Source organism: Phorcysia thermohydrogeniphila, from assembly GCF_004339575.1.
In the GTDB taxonomy this organism is placed as follows: domain Bacteria; phylum Aquificota; class Aquificia; order Desulfurobacteriales; family Desulfurobacteriaceae; genus Phorcysia; species Phorcysia thermohydrogeniphila.
The window spans coordinates 109,119-127,046 of sequence record NZ_SMFV01000001.1; the positions used below are offsets into that span (position 1 = coordinate 109,119).

General features: G+C 45.3%; 18 protein-coding genes. 13 read left to right on the forward strand and 5 right to left on the reverse strand.

The window, feature by feature from the left end; all coding sequences use genetic code 11:
* Positions 1 to 200: 200 nt before the first annotated feature.
* Entirely contained in the window at positions 201 to 1,400 is a 1,200-nt protein-coding gene (locus tag CLV27_RS00550) for a peptidyl-prolyl cis-trans isomerase (RefSeq protein WP_132524736.1), read from the forward strand.
* Here CLV27_RS00550 and CLV27_RS00555 read toward each other — a convergent pair.
* On the reverse strand, positions 1,397 to 2,602 hold the full coding sequence (locus CLV27_RS00555; RefSeq protein WP_132524738.1) for a M16 family metallopeptidase: 1,206 nt from the start codon (positions 2,600 to 2,602) through the stop codon (positions 1,397 to 1,399). The two genes, CLV27_RS00550 and CLV27_RS00555, sit on opposite strands and share 4 nt — an antisense overlap.
* Positions 2,603 to 2,663: 61 nt before the next feature.
* Here CLV27_RS00555 and CLV27_RS00560 point away from each other — a divergent pair, with 61 nt between their 5' ends.
* The 12 genes from CLV27_RS00560 (at position 2,664) to CLV27_RS00615 (ending at position 14,398) form a co-directional block, all read left to right on the forward strand.
* Positions 2,664 to 3,974, forward strand: a complete 1,311-nt coding sequence (locus CLV27_RS00560; RefSeq protein ID WP_243644817.1) for a sigma-54-dependent transcriptional regulator — start codon at positions 2,664 to 2,666, stop codon at positions 3,972 to 3,974.
* Positions 3,971 to 5,089 (forward strand): sensor histidine kinase, encoded by a 1,119-nt coding sequence (locus tag CLV27_RS00565; protein WP_132524742.1) that lies wholly within the window; start codon positions 3,971 to 3,973, stop codon positions 5,087 to 5,089. The genes CLV27_RS00560 and CLV27_RS00565 overlap by 4 nt, the downstream gene beginning before the upstream one ends.
* 164 nt (positions 5,090 to 5,253) lie before the next feature.
* Positions 5,254 to 5,589 carry a hypothetical protein gene (locus CLV27_RS00570; protein WP_132524744.1) on the forward strand — a complete coding sequence of 112 codons (336 nt, stop codon included), beginning with the start codon at positions 5,254 to 5,256 and terminating at the stop codon, positions 5,587 to 5,589.
* Positions 5,590 to 5,646: 57 nt separating this feature from the next.
* On the forward strand, positions 5,647 to 6,981 hold the full coding sequence (locus CLV27_RS00575; RefSeq protein ID WP_132524746.1) for a DUF2202 domain-containing protein: 1,335 nt from the start codon (positions 5,647 to 5,649) through the stop codon (positions 6,979 to 6,981).
* Between the two features lie 13 nt (positions 6,982 to 6,994).
* Positions 6,995 to 7,810, forward strand: coding sequence for a DUF4405 domain-containing protein (locus CLV27_RS00580; RefSeq protein WP_132524748.1), 816 nt, complete (start codon positions 6,995 to 6,997; stop codon positions 7,808 to 7,810).
* On the forward strand, positions 7,803 to 8,054 hold the full coding sequence (locus CLV27_RS00585; protein WP_132524750.1) for an HPr-rel-A system PqqD family peptide chaperone: 252 nt from the start codon (positions 7,803 to 7,805) through the stop codon (positions 8,052 to 8,054). Before CLV27_RS00580 ends, CLV27_RS00585 begins: the two co-directional genes overlap by 8 nt.
* On the forward strand, positions 8,047 to 9,078 hold the full coding sequence (locus CLV27_RS00590; protein WP_132524752.1) for an ATP-grasp domain-containing protein: 1,032 nt from the start codon (positions 8,047 to 8,049) through the stop codon (positions 9,076 to 9,078). The genes CLV27_RS00585 and CLV27_RS00590 overlap by 8 nt, the downstream gene beginning before the upstream one ends.
* Entirely contained in the window at positions 9,075 to 9,365 is a 291-nt protein-coding gene (locus tag CLV27_RS00595) for a c-type cytochrome (RefSeq protein WP_132524754.1), read from the forward strand. Before CLV27_RS00590 ends, CLV27_RS00595 begins: the two co-directional genes overlap by 4 nt.
* A 12-nt stretch (positions 9,366 to 9,377) precedes the next feature.
* Complete coding sequence (locus CLV27_RS00600; protein WP_132525520.1) at positions 9,378 to 10,739, forward strand: alanine racemase; 1,362 nt, start codon at positions 9,378 to 9,380, stop codon at positions 10,737 to 10,739.
* A complete protein-coding gene (locus CLV27_RS00605; RefSeq protein ID WP_132524756.1) occupies positions 10,730 to 12,814 on the forward strand; it encodes an urea transporter in 2,085 nt (694 codons plus the stop codon). Before CLV27_RS00600 ends, CLV27_RS00605 begins: the two co-directional genes overlap by 10 nt.
* Positions 12,789 to 13,679 (forward strand): hypothetical protein, encoded by an 891-nt coding sequence (locus CLV27_RS00610; RefSeq protein WP_132524758.1) that lies wholly within the window; start codon positions 12,789 to 12,791, stop codon positions 13,677 to 13,679. The genes CLV27_RS00605 and CLV27_RS00610 overlap by 26 nt, the downstream gene beginning before the upstream one ends.
* 41 nt (positions 13,680 to 13,720) lie before the next feature.
* Positions 13,721 to 14,398, forward strand: coding sequence for a tetratricopeptide repeat protein (locus CLV27_RS00615; protein WP_132524760.1), 678 nt, complete (start codon positions 13,721 to 13,723; stop codon positions 14,396 to 14,398).
* Here CLV27_RS00615 and purD read toward each other — a convergent pair.
* The 4 genes from purD to rnhC are packed head-to-tail and all read right to left on the reverse strand — an operon-like array spanning position 14,375 to position 17,924.
* Positions 14,375 to 15,655 carry a phosphoribosylamine--glycine ligase gene (gene purD / locus CLV27_RS00620; RefSeq protein ID WP_132524762.1) on the reverse strand — a complete coding sequence of 427 codons (1,281 nt, stop codon included), beginning with the start codon at positions 15,653 to 15,655 and terminating at the stop codon, positions 14,375 to 14,377. The genes CLV27_RS00615 and purD overlap by 24 nt on opposite strands.
* A gap of 14 nt (positions 15,656 to 15,669) precedes the next feature.
* The gene (locus tag CLV27_RS00625) at positions 15,670 to 16,275 is read right to left on the reverse strand and encodes a lytic transglycosylase domain-containing protein (RefSeq protein ID WP_132524764.1); all 606 of its coding nucleotides are present in this window, start codon (positions 16,273 to 16,275) and stop codon (positions 15,670 to 15,672) included.
* Positions 16,232 to 17,110: a signal peptide peptidase SppA gene (sppA, locus tag CLV27_RS00630; protein WP_132524767.1), complete on the reverse strand. Its 879-nt coding sequence runs from the start codon at positions 17,108 to 17,110 to the stop codon at positions 16,232 to 16,234. Before sppA ends, CLV27_RS00625 begins: the two co-directional genes overlap by 44 nt.
* Before the next feature lies 1 nt (position 17,111).
* Positions 17,112 to 17,924, reverse strand: coding sequence for a ribonuclease HIII (gene rnhC / locus CLV27_RS00635; protein ID WP_132524769.1), 813 nt, complete (start codon positions 17,922 to 17,924; stop codon positions 17,112 to 17,114).
* Positions 17,925 to 17,928: the final 4 nt, after the last annotated feature.

Sequence of the window (17,928 nt, forward strand, 5' to 3'; positions counted from 1 at the left end):
AAAAGTTTCAGTATGCTGAACTATGCCCCGTGCCCTATTCAACTTTCAAAGATCCTACTCTAATTCTACCATAACTTTAGTGCTGTTTTTTAATGAGCGTAAATTTACTTTATTAAATTTTGTTTATCAAATATGAGAAGCTGATAATTTTATGTCTGTGTGATAGAATTCAAAGAAAGTTTTTGTGAGGGAGCTCCCCCATGAAAAAGTTCTTAACAGCCACTTTAGCTCTTTCTCTCCTTTTCGGATGCTCTGAAGAGAGCTCTAAAACCTGTACTCCTGATACTCCTTTAGCAAAAGTAGGTGATAGAGTTATAACGGTTAGCTACTACGAAAAGGTTGAAAATGCCCTTCCGGCCGGTTCTGTTAAGAGGTTTCACTCCGGAAAAAAACTCCTTGATGAGATAGTTGAGAGACACCTCATTCTCTTAGATTCCCTTGAGAAGGGAATTTTTGAAAATCCAGAAATAAAAGAGAAAGTAGAGCGTTACAGGATAAAGAGACTTGCCTATAGGTTTCTTAACTCTAAGGTTGGGGACTATTCCGTTTCTGACAGAGAAGTGGAGGAGTTCATAAAGAAACGTTACGCCGGAAAAGAGGTAACTCCAGAGCTTAAGAGGAAAGTTAAGGTAAATCTTGAAGCTAAAAAGTTCGTACAGAAACGCCAAGAGATCTTAAACAGAATCAGCTCTGAGGTTCGTTTTGTGGATGACAGGCCGACTTCTCCGGAGGACGTTATTGCAGTCTATAAAGGAGAAAAGATTCGTTTTAGTGACGTGAAATCCCTCTTGGGCAAAAAACCTTCTCCTGAGAAATTGAAAAAGGCAGTTTTGGAGTACGTTCTTTATAAGAGAGCTCTTAAAGAAGGCCTTGATAAGAACGGAGATTTCCTTTCCTCCTATAATAGATTCCTTGCAAGTTTAGCCGTTAAGGAGTTTAAGAAAAGGGTTCTTTCTTCAGTAAAAGTTACGGATGAGGAGATAAAGAACTACTACGAGAAGCATAAAGGTCTTTTCAAGAGACCTCCGGAGGCTGAGGTTGTAATCTACGAGTTTAGAAGTAAAGAAGATGCGGAGAGAGCTCTCTCTAAAGGCTCTTTAAAAGGCGGGAGAGTGTGGAAGGTAACTGCTGCCGACGCAGATTGTAATCCAGTTTCTACCCTTGTCTTTAAGGAGAAAAAGGATAGGGGGATAATTCCTCTTCCTGACGGGAGAGCTCTCCTTGTGGTTGTAAAGAGGAGGCTGCCGGCAAGGGAGCTCCTTTACGGCGATGCCTATCAGCTCATAAAGGAGAAGCTAACCTTAGAGAAGGCAGAAAGGCTCTACAAGCAGGAGATAGAAAAGCTTAAAGAGAAGTTTGGCGTTAAGTACTACAAGGAAAATTTAGTCTGCATTTCTTAACGGGCTGGTAAGAGTAAGCCAGTTAAAGGCTCTTCCTGTAGGAACTGCACCCTCTTTAAGAACTCCTTGTAGTTTGCCTCTTTTAAGTCTGAGAAGAACTTTTCGTAGTAGTCCTTGTCCCTCATTACTGTTAGAGCGTAGCCTATGGCGTCAGCCTCTGCCTCTCCGCTTTCCCTTGCGAACATTTCTCCCTTGTAGAGCTTTTCTTTAGCAAACTCAAACTCTTCTTTTGATATGGATAAGACCTCCTGCAGGGTATCCTTTAAGGCTTTTCTACTTTCGTCAATCCTGTCGGTTATGACCACTATGTAGAAGTTTGAGCCTAAGAGGAGGTTCTGGTAGCTTGAGTAAACTCCGTAGGCCAATCCCTTCTCTTTCAGCCTTCTGTAAAGGAGGGAGCTCCTTCCGGAAGAAAGTAGAGAGTCAAGAATTTCGTAATAGATGTCTTCTCTGCTTGCCCTTGGCAGTCTCCAGCCAAGGAGGACGTTAGGAACGGCCACGGCAGGGTGGGTTACGGTAAACTCGTCTGCTACGGTAACAGCCTTTTCTTCCTCAGGCTCTTTAACTTCAGAGTTTCTTTTTAAACTGCCAAAGAGCTCTTCCGTTACGGAAAACATCTCCTCACTTTCTACTTTCCCTGCGATGGAAACTGTTATCCGTTCTGGGGTGTAAAGGCTTTCGTAAAAATTTCTTAAATCTTCTGCCGTAAACTCTTTAACCGTTTCCTCAAATCCTAAGATGGGGAACCTGTAAGGGGCTTTCCTGTATAGCTTTTCCATGAACTTCTCTGCAAAGATTTCCTGAGGGTTATCCTTGCTTCGGGCTATCTCTTCAAGGACTATGGGTTTTTCTTTTTGTAACATCTCTTCCGAAAGGAGAGGGTTAAGGACGAGTTCGGCGATAAGTTCAAGGGCACGCTTTCCGTGCTCGTAGGGAAGGTTGATGTAGTAGTAAGTGTAGTCGTAAGAAGTTGCTGCGTTTATCTCTCCTCCGAGGCTCTCAACCTCCCTGTCAATTGCTCCGGCAGGTAAGTTTTTGCTTCCGTTAAACATCATGTGTTCTAAAAAGTGAGCGATTCCTCTTGTTCTATCTGTTTCGTAAGAAGCTCCAGCCCTTATCCAGACGCTTACCGTTACGGAGTTTAGGTCTTCCCTTTCCCTTACAGAGACAGTTACTCCGTTTGAAAGCTTTACAACCTTCATTTTCAGCTTTCCTCCCGTTATATTAATGGGAGCAGGAAAGTCTACCATTTTGGAGAAGCAAGTGGAGAAGTGTAGGGTTTTGGTGATAGAGGACGACGATGTCCAGAGGGAGCTCTTAAAGGAAATCCTACAGGATTCAGGCTTTAGGGTGTCTGTTGCTCCTACTGCTGAAAAGGGGCTTCAGTCCCTCTTAAAGGACTCCGTTGATGTTGTTGTGACGGACGTTAGACTTCCCGGAATGGACGGACTTTCTTTCCTTAGAAAGGTAAAACGGGATTATCCGGACGTTGAGGTAATAGTCATAACCGCCTTTAGCAACGTTGAGGACGCTGTTAACGCAATAAAGGAGGGAGCTTTTCACTACGTTACGAAACCCTTTGACCCTCAGGTTCTCATAAACCTGATAGACAAGGCCTGTCAGCTTGCAAGGTTAAAGAAGGTTCCGAAAAGGGACGGAGAAATAGTGTACGCTTCTAAAGAGATGGAGGATATCCTTAAAAAGGCCTCTCTTTTTGCAAGGGCGGAAGCTCCCGTTTTAATCTTAGGGGAAAGTGGTGTTGGCAAGGAGCTCATTGCAAGGTTCATCCACAGGGAAAGCGGCAGAAAAGGGAAGTTTGTTGCCGTTAACTGTGCCGCCATTCCGAGGGACCTTTTTGAAAGCGAACTCTTTGGGTATGAAAAAGGAGCTTTTACTGGAGCTCTCAAAGCTAAAAAAGGACTCTTTGAAGAGGCCGACGGCGGAACGCTCTTTTTGGATGAGATTGGAGAGCTCCCCTTAGAGCTCCAGCCAAAGCTTTTAAGGGTTCTTCAAGAGGGGAAAGTTAGGAGGGTCGGAGCTACCTTAGAAAGGGAGGTTGACGTTAAAATCGTTGCAGCGACGAACAGGGACTTGAGAGAGCTCGTTGAGAAGGGAGAGTTTAGAGAAGACCTCTACTACCGCTTAAACGTTTTGACTTTAAAGATTCCTCCTCTCAGGGAAAGACCCGAAGATATCTTAGAGCTTACAGGATTTTTCCTCAAAAAGTACTCGGATAAGTACGGAAAAAAGGTAGAGATAACCCCTGAGGCCCTTCAGAAGCTTCTTAGTTATTCCTTTCCCGGCAACGTCAGGGAGCTTGAGAACTTGCTCCACCGCTTAGTTATATTCTCTGAAGGGAAAATAACAGAAAGAGACTTAGAAGAGCTTTCAGAAAGTAAGCCGTGTAACGAGCTTGACTTTTCAAAGCCTCTTCCTGAGAAGGTTGCAGAGTTTGAAAAGAGGCTTATTGAAGAGGCCCTAAAGAGGACGAACTACGTTCAGACAAGGGCTGCAAAACTTCTTGGGATAGACGAGAAATCTCTAAGGTATAAGAGGAAGAAGTACGGGATATGAGGAAACTCTTTCTGCCGGCTTTGGTTCTTGGAGTTCTCTTTGTAGCGCTCGTTTCCAACCTATACTTCCTTCATAAGGAGCTCCAAGACTTCTACTTTGCAGTAATTGCTGAGGAGACCCGTAGGGTAGAGTCCATAATTGAGGGAACAGTTGCGGGAGGTGGTGACCCCGTTGAAGCTGTTAGTTCCTACATGGAGAGCTCTCCTTTCTTAGTTGGAGCTACTTTCAGCTTAGGAGGAAGGGAGATAATCATTCCCGGTTCTGCTGTTGGCGAGAACTACTATAGAAAAACCGTTAAAGTAGAGCCTTTTACATTTAACCTTTACTTTGACTTTTCCTACTTAGAGGAGTTTAATAAGCACGTCTTCTACACATTCGTAGCCCTCCTATTTTTCAGTTTCTCCTTTACGGCAGTTACGGTGTGGCTCGTTAGAAAGTATTTTGAGGAGAAACTCCTCTATGAAAAGGAGAAGCAGGAGAAGGAAAGGCTTGAGAGTATCAATTTGGTGATTCACTCTCTCCTTCACGAGGTAAAGAACAGGCTCAATACTTTAAACCTTCTCCTCCACAGGATAGAGCGTAACTGTGAGAACCCTTACGTTGAAAAACTGAAAAAAGAGGTGGAGGGGCTCGGAAGGTACTTGGAAGAAACTGCCGACCTTAGAAGGCCTATAGTCTTAGAGAAAGAGAAAGTGGATATTCGGGAACTTGTTGAGGGAACCGTGGCAAAGTTTTCCCACCTCTTGGGCGTGAAGGAAATAGAGACGAAAGTAAACATTGAGAGGGCACTCTTAGAAGTTGACCCTGAAAAGCTTTCCTCTGTTTTTGTAGACCTTATAAAAAACGCTATTGAGGCCTTAGAGGGTAAGGAAAAGAGAAAACTGAAGATAGAGGGAAAGAGAGAGGGGAACTTCTACGTTGTCTCTATTATGGACAGTGGGGGGGAGCTCCCAGACACTGAAAAGATTTTCCTTCCCTACCGTTCAACTAAGAAGGGGGGATTTGGTTTAGGACTTTACAACGCCAAGCGAGTTGTTGAAGCCCACGGTGGGAAAATAGAGGCTTCTGTAGAAGGTGGCTGGACTGTCTTTAGGATAACTCTTCCTTTAGCTTGAGATTCGGAATTCTTTCCGAGAGATTCACTTAGGATTTCGGAAAAATTTCCGAAAGTCTGTTTACCAGTCCTTGTCTTTGCTACTCCAAAACTTGGCACTCCTCTTGCTTGTTTACTTAACAGGTCACCCGGAGAGGATATAATCCTTGAGAGGGAGGTAAGAAAATGGTTTCCAATGTAACTACTACTGATACGACGTACGTCCAGTATCAGCTCCTCCAGCAGATGTTCCAGTACAGGCGTCATTATGGCCAGCATAAGGGAATGGGACTTGTGATGCAGTTCTTGACTCCAGAGCAGAGGCAGGAAGTTTCCTCCCTCCTTCAGGATTTAACCGAGGAGCAGAGGATAGAGGTAAAGGAGCAGATACTTCAACTTGACTTGGCCTCCATGACTTCCGACCAGCTCTTTGAGTCCATCGTGAACATTATCTCCTCTGTAAGTGGCGCTACCTCAGTTTCGGACTCTGGCTCTACAGTCGGGGTGGATGTTTACGCTTAAAGAAGGGTCTCTCCGGGTGGCCCTCTGAACCTAAAAACCTTCTTAAGGGAGTTAGCCATGGTAAAGAAAGCCTTAGTACTTCTGTCAGCAGTAGTTCTCTGTTTTCCTTTTGAGCTTAATGCAAAAATGCCAGTTAAGACTTATGGGGAGTACTACGTTCAGAACCTTCCAAAGCAGAAGTTAAACAAGTCAGAGATTTCCGACCTCCTCTACATGAGGGAGGAGGAAAAGCTTGCAAGGGACGTTTACCTGACCCTTTCAAAGGTTTATCCCCTTCCTGTTTTCAGGAATATTTCAAGGTCTGAAGAGCAACACATGAAGATGGTGAAGGTTCTCCTTGATAAGTACGGAATCCCAGACCCGGTTGCAGAAACTGGTAACAGGGTTGGAGTTTTTAAGAATAAGAAACTACAGGAGCTCTACAACAAGCTCGTTGAGCAGGGGAGGAGCTCTCTCATTGCTGCTTTAAAGGTGGGAGCTACAATTGAAGACCTTGACATCAAAGACCTTGAAGAGGCTATCTCTAAGACGGACAACGAGGACGTAGAGGTTGTCTACCAGAACTTGATGAAAGGTTCAAGAAACCATATGAGGGCCTTTGTAAGACTCCTTAGACGTTTCGGTAGCGACTACACACCTCAGTACATCTCAACTGAGGAGTTTCAGAGAATCCTCTCAGTTAAGCACGAGGCCGGATTTTACGGCTCTTCCGGTAAACCTTACGTTGCCGACTTTACAGAGGTAGTTGAAGGAAAGGTTCTAAAAGTGGAGAAAGTTCCCGGTTTTGGAAGGCGTAAGGTAATGTGGTGGACCGTGGATGTAAAGACGGGAAACGGAACCGTTAAAGTATGGCTCGTTCCTGTCTGGAGGTATCCATCAATCAACTTAAGGCCCGGCGATGAGGTGAAGGTTACCGGCTTTGTTCCACCTTACTGGCAGATAAGTGGGATAGAGGGAATGATGGCCTGTCTTGTAGAAAATAAAAGTGCTGGAGCTCTCATAGACTTTACCTTTAAACCTCCTTGTAGAGGAATTAACGTTAAAGGAACAGCTGTTGCCCAGAAGAACAAGACTTTGGCCTCCTCTGGAAACAGAAGGAGCTGGACTCTAACCGGAAAAGTCGTATCCATCTCTCAACAGCCGGGTGTCGGAAGGAAGAACGTAACTTGGTGGGTTGCAGATCTTGAGACCCCTCAGGGGAACGTAAAGGTTTACCTTGCCCCTACCTTTAGGTTTCCAAGTATTGACGTTTCTCCGGGAGATTCCCTTCAGCTAATGGTCTTTACGCCTCCTCGCTGGAGGGTTCTAAATGTGCAGAATACCTATATGGCCTGTTACTTTAAGAATCTGAGCAAGGGTTCTGAGTACAGAATAAGGAGACGTTGTCCGTAGTGGGAGGTGGGAGATGAGAAGATTTGTGAGCCTTTTCCTGTTCTTTACTCTAATAGCTATGGTTGTTAGTGGTGTCGTTCTCTACATCATGCCCCACGGAAGGGTAGCTTACTGGACGGGCTGGAGGTTCTTAGGACTTGATAAGGACCAGTGGGACAACCTCCATACCGTCTTCGGTTTCCTCATGGTTTTCTTTGGTATCTGGCACGTCGTTCTAAACTGGAGCAGTATCGTGAGCTACATTAAGGGGAAGGCAGGAGCTCTCCTCTCCAAAGAGTTTCTTCTTTCCTCTGTAGTTGCTCTTGTTGTAGCTGTGGGCACTATCTTGAACCTTCCTCCCTTCAGCTTTGTTTCTGAGTTTGGAGAACAGATTAAGAACATGTGGGAAAAGCCGAAGGTAATGCCTCCTGCTCCCCACACGGAGGTCTTCCCCCTTAAGAAGGTAGCAGGGCTTGTTGGAATTTCTCCTGAAAAAGCCCTCAAAGTTCTAAAAGATAGGGGCATAAAGGTTAGTTCCTTAGACGAGAGGCTAAAGGACATTGCCCTTAAGAACGACACCACACCTGCCCATATTTACGAGATTCTCCTCTCTGCCTCACCAAAGAAGGAGAAGACCTCCTTTAAATTCCAGCCCGGTTCCGGTATGGGTAGGATGACTCTAAGGGAAGTGTGTCAGGAGCTTGGAATTCCTGTTAAGGAGTGTGTTAAGAAGCTTAAAAGTCACGGAATAGAGGCGACTCCTGATAAAACACTGAGGGAGATAGCCTTTAGCCAAGGAAGGTATCCTTACGAGATTGTTGAAATTTTACAGGGAGGAAAGGATGAGTAGGCTTAACAGGCTCGCCATTAACGATGAGGGTTTCATCTTTGACCCTGAAACGGGGAACAGCTTTACGGTAAACGGGACTGGGCTCTTCATAATAAAGCTCCTCAAGGAGGGAAAGGGAGAGGAAGAAATACTCTCTGCCCTCATGGAGGAGTACGACGTTTCGGAAGATGAGGCAAGGAGGGACTTACTTGACTTCATTGAACAGCTGAGGGTTTTGGGGATACTGGAGGGTAAGGATGTATAAGGTTGCTGTCTCTGGAATTAACGCCGTTGATAACCCGGGGCCCGGTATTGGAATAGCCAAGGGGTTAAAGGAGAGTGGACTTGACGTTACCGTCTACGGCCTTGCCTACGATGCCATGGAGCCCGGTATATATATGAAGTGGTTAATCTCTAAGAGTTTCCTGATGCCCTACCCTTCTGTCGGTGAAGAGCCTTTCTTAGAGAGGCTTTTCTACATAAAGGTAACCTACGGCCTTGACGCTGTTATCCCTGCCCTTGACGCAGAGCTCCCCCTCTTCATAAAGGCACAGGAAACCTTAAAGAACTCCGGAATAAGCACTTTCCTCCCGACTGAGGAGCAGTTTAAGCTAAGGGGTAAAGACAAGCTTCCTGAAATTGCCGAAAGGATAGGCGTGAAAGTCCCGAAAACAAAGGTGGTTACTTCCTACGAAGAGCTAACGGGAGCTCTCTCTGAAATTGGCTATCCCGTAATGGTGAAGGGAATCTTCTACAAGGCTTACAAGGCTTTTAACTTTTCTCAGGCTGTTTCCTACTTTAACTCAATAGTTTCTGAGTGGGGTTACCCCGTTATTGTCCAGCAAGTGGTTTCTGGTGAGGAGATGAACGTTGTTGGGGTCGGAGACGGTGAGGGAGGGCACTTTGGCCTTGTGGGCATAAAGAAGCTCTGGATAACGAGCCTCGGGAAAATCTGGACGGGAGTTACCGTTAAAAACGAGAAGCTCCTTTCTGCTACAGAAAGGTTCATATCTGAGTTTAAGTGGAGAGGCGCTTTTGAGTTTGAGTGCATAGTGAACGACGAAACCATCTACCTGATAGAGATAAATCCTCGCTTTCCGGCGTGGGTCTACTTTGCTACCGGTGTTGGAGTTAACCTCCCCGGAAGACTTTTAAAGGCAGCTCTTGGAATAGAGCCAGAGAGGGACTGGGATTACGAGGCCGGAAAGCTTTACGTGAGGTTTACGGACGACTTTGTAACCGACATGGTAGAGTTCCAGAAAATTGTAACGAGGGGGGAAAGCCAATGAGGACTGTGGTTGCACTTGTTTTTGCCCTTATTCTCGGAGCTCCAGCCTACGCTGGCCTCTGGGAAACAAAGTGCGCTTCGTGCCACAACGGAACGGTAGCTCCTTCTAAAAAGTCCCTTCTTGAAAAGTACAAGACCCCAGATGCCTTTATGTCTGCCGTTAGGAAAGCCGTATTAAGTGGGAAAATGCCCCATGGACTGGGGTACCGTTTTGTGGCTAAGGAGCTCTACGGCCGTTTCCCCACTTTACAGTGCAGGCAACGCTGTAAAAACTGCGGTAGGTTTTAAATGGAGGGTAACATGAAAAAGCGTTACGAGAAACCTGTAATTTTCAAGCTTAAGACAGGGTTAATGAACAAGTTTGGAAAATCTACTCTGCCTTACGGTAGAAGAGTTAGGAGGGAGATAGACGGAGTACCGATAGAGGAGCTCGTTAAGGAGTTTGGTTCTCCCCTTTTCGTCTTCTCTGAGAAAAGACTTCGCCAAAAGTTTAGGGAGGTAAAGAACGCCTTTACCTTGAGGTACCCAAACGTTGAGTTTAGCTGGTCCTACAAAACCAACTACCTTGACGCTATTTGCGCCATTTTGCATTCAGAAGGCGAAACGGCAGAGGTCGTTTCTGAGTTTGAGTACGAAAAGGCAAGGAGGCTGGGCGTTCCGGGAGAGAAAATCATCTACAACGGCCCTTACAAGCCGATAGACTCTTTGAGAACTGCAGTTAAAGAAGGTGCAAGGATAAACATTGACCACTTTGAGGAGATTTCAGACCTTGAAAAGGTGGCTGACGAGCTGGGAGTCAAGGTTAAAGCCGGTATAAGGCTCAACATGGATACTGGCATATACCCCCAATGGAGCAGGTTCGGCTTTAACCTTGAGAACGGTCAAGCCCTGGATGCTGTAAAGAGGATTGCTGCTGGCGGCAAAATAGAGCTTGTTGGCCTTCACTGTCACATTGGAACCTTTATCTTGGAACCAAGCGCCTACGAGAAAGAAGTAAAGAAGATGGTTGAGTTTGCCTACAGGGTTGAGGATGAGTTTGGATTTAAGATTGAGTACATTGACATCGGTGGAGGTTTTCCATCAAGAAACCGTTTAAGGGGTGTTTACCTTCCGCCTGAGCTGGCCGTTCCCACGATAGATGAATTTGCAGAAAGAATTGCAAGCGCTCTCCTTTCAAGCCTTCGTCCCGGCGACTACCCAAAACTCATTTTGGAAAGTGGTAGAGCAATCGTTGACGAGGCTGGTTTTCTAATAACTACCGTCCACGCTTCTAAACGCATGCCAGACGGCAGGAAGGCCTACGTACTTGATGCCGGCGTTAACGTCCTCTTCACGGCCTTCTGGTACCACTTTAAGATTGAAGTTGACAAGGAGGTTGCTGGTCCTTTAGAGCCCTGCATTCTTTACGGGCCACTCTGTATGAACATAGACGTTGTTGACGATACTGTTTACCTTCCTCCCCTACCAAGGGGAACTCGCCTCATTCTTTCCCCGGTTGGAGCCTACAACGTTACCCAGTGGATGCAGTTTATCCGCTATAGACCTGCTGTAGTACTGATTGGTGAGAAGGGAGAGGTTGAGCTAATCCGTGAAAGGGAAGACTTATCTGACATCGTGGGGAGGGAGAGACTACCTGAGAGGTTAAGGCTCTCATGGGAGTGAAAAAGTACGCTCTTCCTATCCTGCGGAGTTACTCGGCAGTTCTCTTTAACTCAAGCACTAAGGGTGGAGCTCTCCTGCTCCTCCTTACCTTTTTAAACCCCAACCTTGGAATCGGCGGTTTTACGGCCGTAGTTTCTGCCTACGCCTTTGCAAAACTTGTTGGCTTTAAGGATGAGTTCCTGAGGCTTGACTACTACATTTACAACCCTCTCCTTGTTGGCCTCTCCTTGGGTTACCTATTTAAAGTAAACCTTTTGAGCCTCTTTTTCTTCTCAATAGCCGGCGTTCTTACGTTTCTCCTTACGTATACCCTCTCTTCTCTCTTTTCCTACTACTTAAAACTTCCCGTTTTAAGCGTTCCTTTTGTTGTAGCGAGCTCTCTCCTATATTTGGCCTCTTCTAAGTTTTCTAACCTCTTTGTAGGTAGCCTCTATCCCCACTCTTTTTTCTTTCCTCTTGAGCTCCCCGGTATCTTAGCGGGTTACTTAAAGTCCTTAGGAGCTATTTTCTTTATGCCGAACGTTTTTGCTGGAGCTGTTATTTTCCTCCTGCTCCTTTTCATCTCGCGGATTCTTACCTTTCTTTCAGTTCTCGGGTATCTATGCGGTATTTTCACAAAAGCTCTCTTTGTAGGTTCTTTCTACTCTGCAGTCTCTGATACCTCCTCTTTCAACTACATCCTAACCTCAATGGCAGTTGGTGGAGTTTTCCTTATTCCGTCAATCAGGAGCTACAAGTTCGCTATTCTTTCAGCAGTTCTGTCTGTTCCAGTTGTTGAGGGTGCAAAGGTTTTCTGGGAAAGCTATGGACTTCCGGTCTTTGCACTGCCCTTCAACGTTACTACACACCTGCTCCTTTACGTTCTCCTCTCTGTGAGCTACTTTTACGTTACGAAAATCTACAAAGGGACTCCTGAAAGGACTCTTGACTACTACCTGACCGTTTCAAAGAGGTTCCCGTTTACAGGAAGAGAGGTAGCTCTCCCTTTTTCTGGAGAGTGGACTGTTTGGCAATCCTTTGATGGTGAGTGGACCCACAAGGGTTCTTGGAAGTACGCCGTTGACTTTGTTATAACGGATGAGGAGGGGAAAACCTATAAAAATCAAGGTATCTACCTTACCGATTACTACGCTTTTGGAAAACCCGTTCTCTCTCCAGTAGAGGGACAGGTGGTTGCTGTGGTTAACTCGCTTCCTGATAACCCTCCCGGTCAGGCAGATAAAGAGAATAACTGGGGTAATTACGTTGTCATTTACGATAAAAGAGGTTTTTACGTTCTCCTTGCTCACTTTAAGCAAAACTCTATAAAGGTGAAGGTGGGGGATTACGTTGTAAAGGGAGCTCTTCTTGGACTCTGCGGTAACTCCGGTTACTCTCCTCAACCTCACATTCACATTCACGTTCAAGCTTTACCAGAGCCGGGTTCTCCGACGCTTCCTTTTAGTTTCTCCTCTTACATTTCTAACGGAGTCTTTAAGGATACCGGTGTTCCGAAAGTGGGAGAGAAATTAGAGCCTGTATTCCCTGATAAAGGTCTTAGGAACAGACTAAACCTTCTTATAGACCAGCGTATGGAGTTTGTAGTAAGAGAAAACAGCGAAAGAAAGGAGTTTTCCGTTACCGTGAAAATGGCTCCAGACGGTACTTTTTACTTAACAGACGGAGCTTCTAAACTTTACTTTGGAATAAAGAACTCAACCTTTTACTTCTACCACTTTGAGGGAAACTTGAACTCTCCACTTAAATACTTCTTCTTTGCTGCTCCTAAGATTCCTTTGATTTCTGGAAAAATAATGAGGTGGGAGGATTACCTGCCTCTTATGACACTTTCGTCAGAGCTTAGGAGGGAGCTCTACCTCTTTCTCTCATCTTTTAAACACAGCCTCTTTGAAGTTAAAGTGGAAAGCCGTTTTTCTTCCGAAAACAAGGTAGAGTCTGATATATTTCTGCCTGAAGGTAGGCTCTCTGCTGCCTTGGAGATTTCAGAAGATTTTGGTTTTGAAAAGGTTACTTTTGGGGAAAACGTAACGATTGAGAGGAGGAGAGGTGATGAGGAAACTGCTTTTAGCGTGTAGTGCCTTTTTGCTGGGCCTTTCTGAGGCAAATGCTCAGGAGGTAAAACTTACAGGTTATGAGGCCTTTTACGGAACTTACATCAACTACAGCGGCTCTGACGTTAAGGACAAGGGGGAATCTGCCACCGGCTACTTGGCCCTTACAATGGGGCAGGATACCCTTCAGCTTGGGATTTCGCTTACCCGAATTAGCTATAAGAACGACCAGCCTGACTTAGACCAGCAGGACTTTACAGTCGCCTACACAAATACAAACGGTTTCCTTAGGAATCACACTTTTACCTTCGGTCTTCATTACATAAACAGCGACGATGACCTTACGGATGGCGGTTTTACACTCTTCTTTGACGGAACTTACTCAAGTTACCAAAAGACCTACCCTTACCTCTTTAACTGGAGCGGTGGAATTGGGTTCTACTACACGAGCTACAGTAACACTGTGGATTTTAACGTCTTTCAGGTTACTCCCCACGCTACTTTCAGGCTTTTTTCGGACTATAAGAGGGGAGCTCTCTATACCGATGTGACCGGTTACGGCATCTACGTTGAGAACAAGAGTAAAGTAGGTCTTGGGGATAGTAACTACTACTCCTTGGATGTTGCCCTCAGGTATTACTACGGAGGGCTTGACGTTAAGTTCGGTGGCTGGGCAGGAGAGCAGGTCTTTGCCGTCAAGAACAGCGGTTTTGTGGTCTATAACCTTAAAGAAAAGTATAAGGGTGGAGTTTACGGAGAGCTTGGCTATACTTTCAGAAACGGCTTAAGAGTTTCTTTGAACCTTAGCATCAATAGGTACAAAGAGGTAGATACTGGAGAATCTGTTACTCAGACTGTAGGAACTCTTTCTGTTGGTTATAGATTTTAGTCTTTGGGGCGTATGCCCCGCTTTAAAGAGAGGTAAGGGAAATGAAGAGAGTTCTGACAGCAGTTTTCTTATTCTTTTTCCTCGGGACGTCGGCCTACCCGCTGACCTACGAGGAAATAAAGGAAGCTTACCAGAGTTCCTTTACTTACGAAAAAAGCGGTAACTACGAGGAAGCAATAAAGGCTTTAATGCCCGTCTATAAGAACTACCCTAACGGCTATACGGTGAACTTGAGGCTTGGATGGCTTTACTACTTGATTGGAAAGTATGCAAACTCTATTTACCACTATGAAAAGGCTTTAAAGAGCGTTCCATCCTCTGTTGAGGCGATGCTTGGGCTTTCACTACCCTACATGGCTCAGGGTCGCTGGGGCGATGTGGAGTCTCTTATGTATCGGCTTTTAAAGATTGATTACTACAACTACTACGGTAACTTGCGGCTGTCCTTTGCCTTGAGAAAGCTCAAAAAGTTTTCTGTGGCAGAGGCTGTGGCAAGGAAGATGCTCGCAATCTACCCTACTGATGTAAACTTCCTCAACGAACTTGCCATTTCTCTGTTCCATCAGGGGAAAAAGAGTTACGCAGAATCTCTCTTTAAGGATATTCTTATCCTTGACCCTGAAAACGTTATCGCCAAGGAGTATATGGAGCTCCTTAAAGGGAAGGGGGAGAAAAGAGAGGAAAAGGGCGAAAAGCTACGCCCTTCCCAAGCGTTTTAGTGCTTTAAGGCCTATATCCTTCCTGTAGTGCATTCCGTCAAAGTGTACCTTCTCTATCGCCCTATAGACGTTTTCCCTTGCCTCAACTATATCCTTACCAAGGGCTGTTACGTTTAGGACTCTACCGCCGTTTGTGACTACTCTTCCGTCTTTTACAGCAGTTCCGGCGTGGAAAATGACGACGTTGTCTAACTTCTCTGCCTCTTCAATTCCTGTAATTTCTTTTCCTTTCTCATACTTTCCGGGATAACCCTTAGAGGCAAGGACAACGCATATCGCAGTTTCGGGAATCCAAGAGAGTTCATCTATTAGCTTTCCGTCTATTACGCTGTTAAACACCTCTACGAGGTCTGTTTTTAACCTCCTGAGGATTACCTGAGCCTCGGGGTCTCCGAACCTAACGTTAAACTCAAGAACCTTTGGTCCTTCTTCAGTAATCATAAGCCCTGCGTAGAGGATACCCTTGAAGGGGTGCCCTTCTTCCCTCATACCTTTTAGTATTGGTTTTATAACCTTTTCCTGAACCTCTTTCTCCATTTCCGGAGAGAGGACAGGGGCAGGGGAGTAAGCGCCCATTCCTCCGGTGTTTGGTCCTTTATCGCCATCAAACACCTGCTTGTGGTCCTGAGAAGTTGCCAGTGGGATAAACCTTTCACCGTCGGTTACTACAAGGTAAGAGGCCTCTTCACCTACTAAGCAGTCCTCTATTACAACTTTATTGCCGGCCTCACCGAAGACTTTCTCTACCATTATCTTCTCAACTGCCTCTATTGCCTCTTCAACGGTCTTGGCGACCGTAACTCCCTTTCCTGCGGCAAGTCCGTCTGCCTTTACGACTATGGGAGCTCCCTTCTCCTTTATGTAGGCCTTTGCTTCTTCAGGGTTATCAAATACCCTGAAGTCTGCTGTAGGAACTCCGTACTTTCTCATCATCTCTTTTGCAAAGGCCTTACTTCCCTCAAGCTGTGCGGCTGCTTTTGTAGGGCCAAAAATCTTAAGGCCTCTCTTTTCAAACTCATCAACGATTCCTGCAACTAACGGTGCTTCAGGACCTACTACTGTGAGGTCTATTCCCTCTTTTTCTGCAAATTCGGCAAGGGCTTTTATATCTGTTACCGGAATGTTTACGCACTCTCCGATTTTTGCTATTCCGGGGTTCCCGGGAGCTCCAAAAACTTTCTTTACAAGGGGACTTTGAGCCAACTTCCACGCGAGGGCGTGTTCTCTTCCACCTGAACCTACTACAAGGACTTTCATTTCCGTTCTCCCCTTTACTCAAATTCCTGCGAAATTATAACAGTATTCCCGACGCTTTTTACAACTATGCGGTAACGTTTTTTGCGAGTGTTAAAGCCTGTTCTGCCTGCTGTAACTTTCTCTACGTAACTGAGGGTTTCTCTGTATGGAGGTATTCCCCCGTATTTATCTACAGTTCCAGCTCCTGCATTATAGGCCGCAATTGCAAGCTTCCAATCTTTATACTTCCAATAGAGCCTTTTAAGGTACTTTGCTCCTGCGTTTAGGTTTTCGTCAATGTTAAAAGGATCCTTCACGCCGAGCTCCTTAGCCGTCTGAGGCATGAGCTGGCAGAGCCCCATTGCCCCTTTGGGCGAGACGGCTTTAGGGTTAAAGTTTGATTCAGCCTTCACGAGGTTTAAAAAGAGCTCTTCAGGAATTCCATACTTCCTCGCGTAGTAACGAACTTTCTCTTTTATCTTCCTTAGCTTATCCTCTTTCGGCTTTTTAAACCGCTTTTCGCCCTCGCCGACGATGTAAATCGTGCCGTTCTTCGTGTAAACCTTTATCCAGCCGTAGGCCGGATGGGCGAAGCTACTAATTAAGGAGATACATAAGGTTAAAACTTTTAACCTGTCCATTGAGAATTCTCACAATTGTGCTTAACGTCTCTTTGGTTTCCTCGCCTATTAACTTTTGGAGGAGCGTCTTTTTGGGCTTTACTTCGTAAACTTTGGCATCTGGGGCTTTTGCAAGCTCCTTAGCGATTTCTATAGCTCTTTCAAAGTTACCGAGCTCGTCAACAAGTCCTATTTCTTTCGCCTTTCTGCCCGTGAACACCCTTCCGTCGGCGATTTCCTTGACTTTCTCTATTGGCAGTTTTCTACCCTTTGCGACCGCTTCAACAAACTGCATGTAGGAGTCGTTGATGAGTTCCTGAAGAACTTTAAGGTCTTCCTTTTTAGGTTCTTTGAAAGGATTGAGGAGGTCTTTAAACTTTCCGCTCTTTACTGTTACTACCTTTATTCCCCACTTGTCTGCCAGCTCTTTGACGTTATACGTCTGCAGTATAACGCCGATACTGCCAGTAATAGTTCCGGGGTTGGCAACTATTTTCGTTGCTGGGACGGATATGTAGAGTCCTCCTGAGGCAGCAACGCTTCCCATTGAGACGACTACAGGTTTTTTCTTAGTAATCTCCTCTACCTTGTCGTGGATTTCTTGACAGGCGCCGACAACTCCGCCGGGGGAGTTAACGCGTAAAACTATTGCTTTAACGCTTTTGTTCTTTTCAAGCTGGTTGAGAAGTTTTATGTAGCGCTCAGAGGAGCTAATTACTCCCTCAACCCTGACAACTCCTATTTTGTTGCCCGTTATTGAGGTTTCGGGTAGGAAAAGGACCTTTGTGATGGTAAAGACGATAAGGGCAAAGAAGATTACTCCGAGCGTCATAAAGAAAGCTCTTATTTTTCCCATCTTACTCTCCGTTTACTTTGAAGTGTTCTTTTACAAATTTATATCTCAATTCTGGCGGGATTTTTGAAAGGAGCTCCCTGTTTTCCTTGTTCCCTTCAGGTAGAGGGAATCCTAAAAGCTTAGAGAGGTCTTCCATTTTCCTTAGCCTCTCCGCTTTTGCAACTATTGAGGCTGCTGCAACTACAGGGTCTGATTCTGCTTTGGGAACCACTTTAAATTCTACGTTGGGAAAGTTTTCTTTGAGGATGTTTTCTATTCTCTCACTGAACTTATCAACTATAACCCTTTTTACCTTGTATTTTTCTAGTAATTTTCCAATAACCTCTTTATAGATGTCCTCTAACATCCTGTTAACGTTGCCGTATTTTTTGTAAAGCCTGTTGTAGTTTTCAGGCATTAAAACCTTTACGTATCCGTGGCAGTGCTTTTTTATCTCCTCTGCCATTTCCTTTAACTTCTTGTTTGGTAGTTTTTTTGAGTCCTTTACGTCAAGGGAGAGGAGTTTCTTTATGCAGTCTTCGTTTGCGTATATGCAGCTAACCACTAAGGGGCCTACAAACTCCCCCTTACCGGCCTCATCGCACCCTATCCTTGGTGAAAGGTCTATTTCTTTAAAGAGGAGCTCTAAAAACCTCTTTTTTAATTTTTCCCCATCTTTGCCGCCAAAAACAACGCTTCCTGATTCGTAGATTGTGACTATTCCGTCGTCAAGCCTTAGGCGGTATAGCGCGTAGGCTGGTGGCTCCTCGTGGATGGCTCCTTCTGAAAGGAGTTCGTTAACTACCTTTTCTATTTTCTTTCTTTCCAGCTTCAACTTT

Bases quoted from the DNA above. Each gene is read 5' to 3' on its own strand.
- CLV27_RS00550 (WP_132524736.1), top strand. From the start codon at position 201: ATGAAAAAGTTCTTAACAGCCACTTTAGCTCTTTCTCTCCTTTTCGGA.
- CLV27_RS00555 (WP_132524738.1), bottom strand. From the start codon at position 2,602: ATGAAGGTTGTAAAGCTTTCAAACGGAGTAACTGTCTCTGTAAGGGAA.
- CLV27_RS00565 (WP_132524742.1), top strand. From the start codon at position 3,971: ATGAGGAAACTCTTTCTGCCGGCTTTGGTTCTTGGAGTTCTCTTTGTA.
- CLV27_RS00570 (WP_132524744.1), top strand. From the start codon at position 5,254: ATGGTTTCCAATGTAACTACTACTGATACGACGTACGTCCAGTATCAG.
- CLV27_RS00575 (WP_132524746.1), top strand. From the start codon at position 5,647: ATGGTAAAGAAAGCCTTAGTACTTCTGTCAGCAGTAGTTCTCTGTTTT.
- CLV27_RS00580 (WP_132524748.1), top strand. From the start codon at position 6,995: ATGAGAAGATTTGTGAGCCTTTTCCTGTTCTTTACTCTAATAGCTATG.
- CLV27_RS00585 (WP_132524750.1), top strand. From the start codon at position 7,803: ATGAGTAGGCTTAACAGGCTCGCCATTAACGATGAGGGTTTCATCTTT.
- CLV27_RS00590 (WP_132524752.1), top strand. From the start codon at position 8,047: ATGTATAAGGTTGCTGTCTCTGGAATTAACGCCGTTGATAACCCGGGG.
- CLV27_RS00595 (WP_132524754.1), top strand. From the start codon at position 9,075: ATGAGGACTGTGGTTGCACTTGTTTTTGCCCTTATTCTCGGAGCTCCA.
- CLV27_RS00600 (WP_132525520.1), top strand. From the start codon at position 9,378: ATGAAAAAGCGTTACGAGAAACCTGTAATTTTCAAGCTTAAGACAGGG.
- CLV27_RS00605 (WP_132524756.1), top strand. From the start codon at position 10,730: ATGGGAGTGAAAAAGTACGCTCTTCCTATCCTGCGGAGTTACTCGGCA.
- CLV27_RS00610 (WP_132524758.1), top strand. From the start codon at position 12,789: ATGAGGAAACTGCTTTTAGCGTGTAGTGCCTTTTTGCTGGGCCTTTCT.
- CLV27_RS00615 (WP_132524760.1), top strand. From the start codon at position 13,721: ATGAAGAGAGTTCTGACAGCAGTTTTCTTATTCTTTTTCCTCGGGACG.
- purD (WP_132524762.1), bottom strand. From the start codon at position 15,655: ATGAAAGTCCTTGTAGTAGGTTCAGGTGGAAGAGAACACGCCCTCGCG.
- CLV27_RS00625 (WP_132524764.1), bottom strand. From the start codon at position 16,275: ATGGACAGGTTAAAAGTTTTAACCTTATGTATCTCCTTAATTAGTAGC.
- sppA (WP_132524767.1), bottom strand. From the start codon at position 17,110: ATGGGAAAAATAAGAGCTTTCTTTATGACGCTCGGAGTAATCTTCTTT.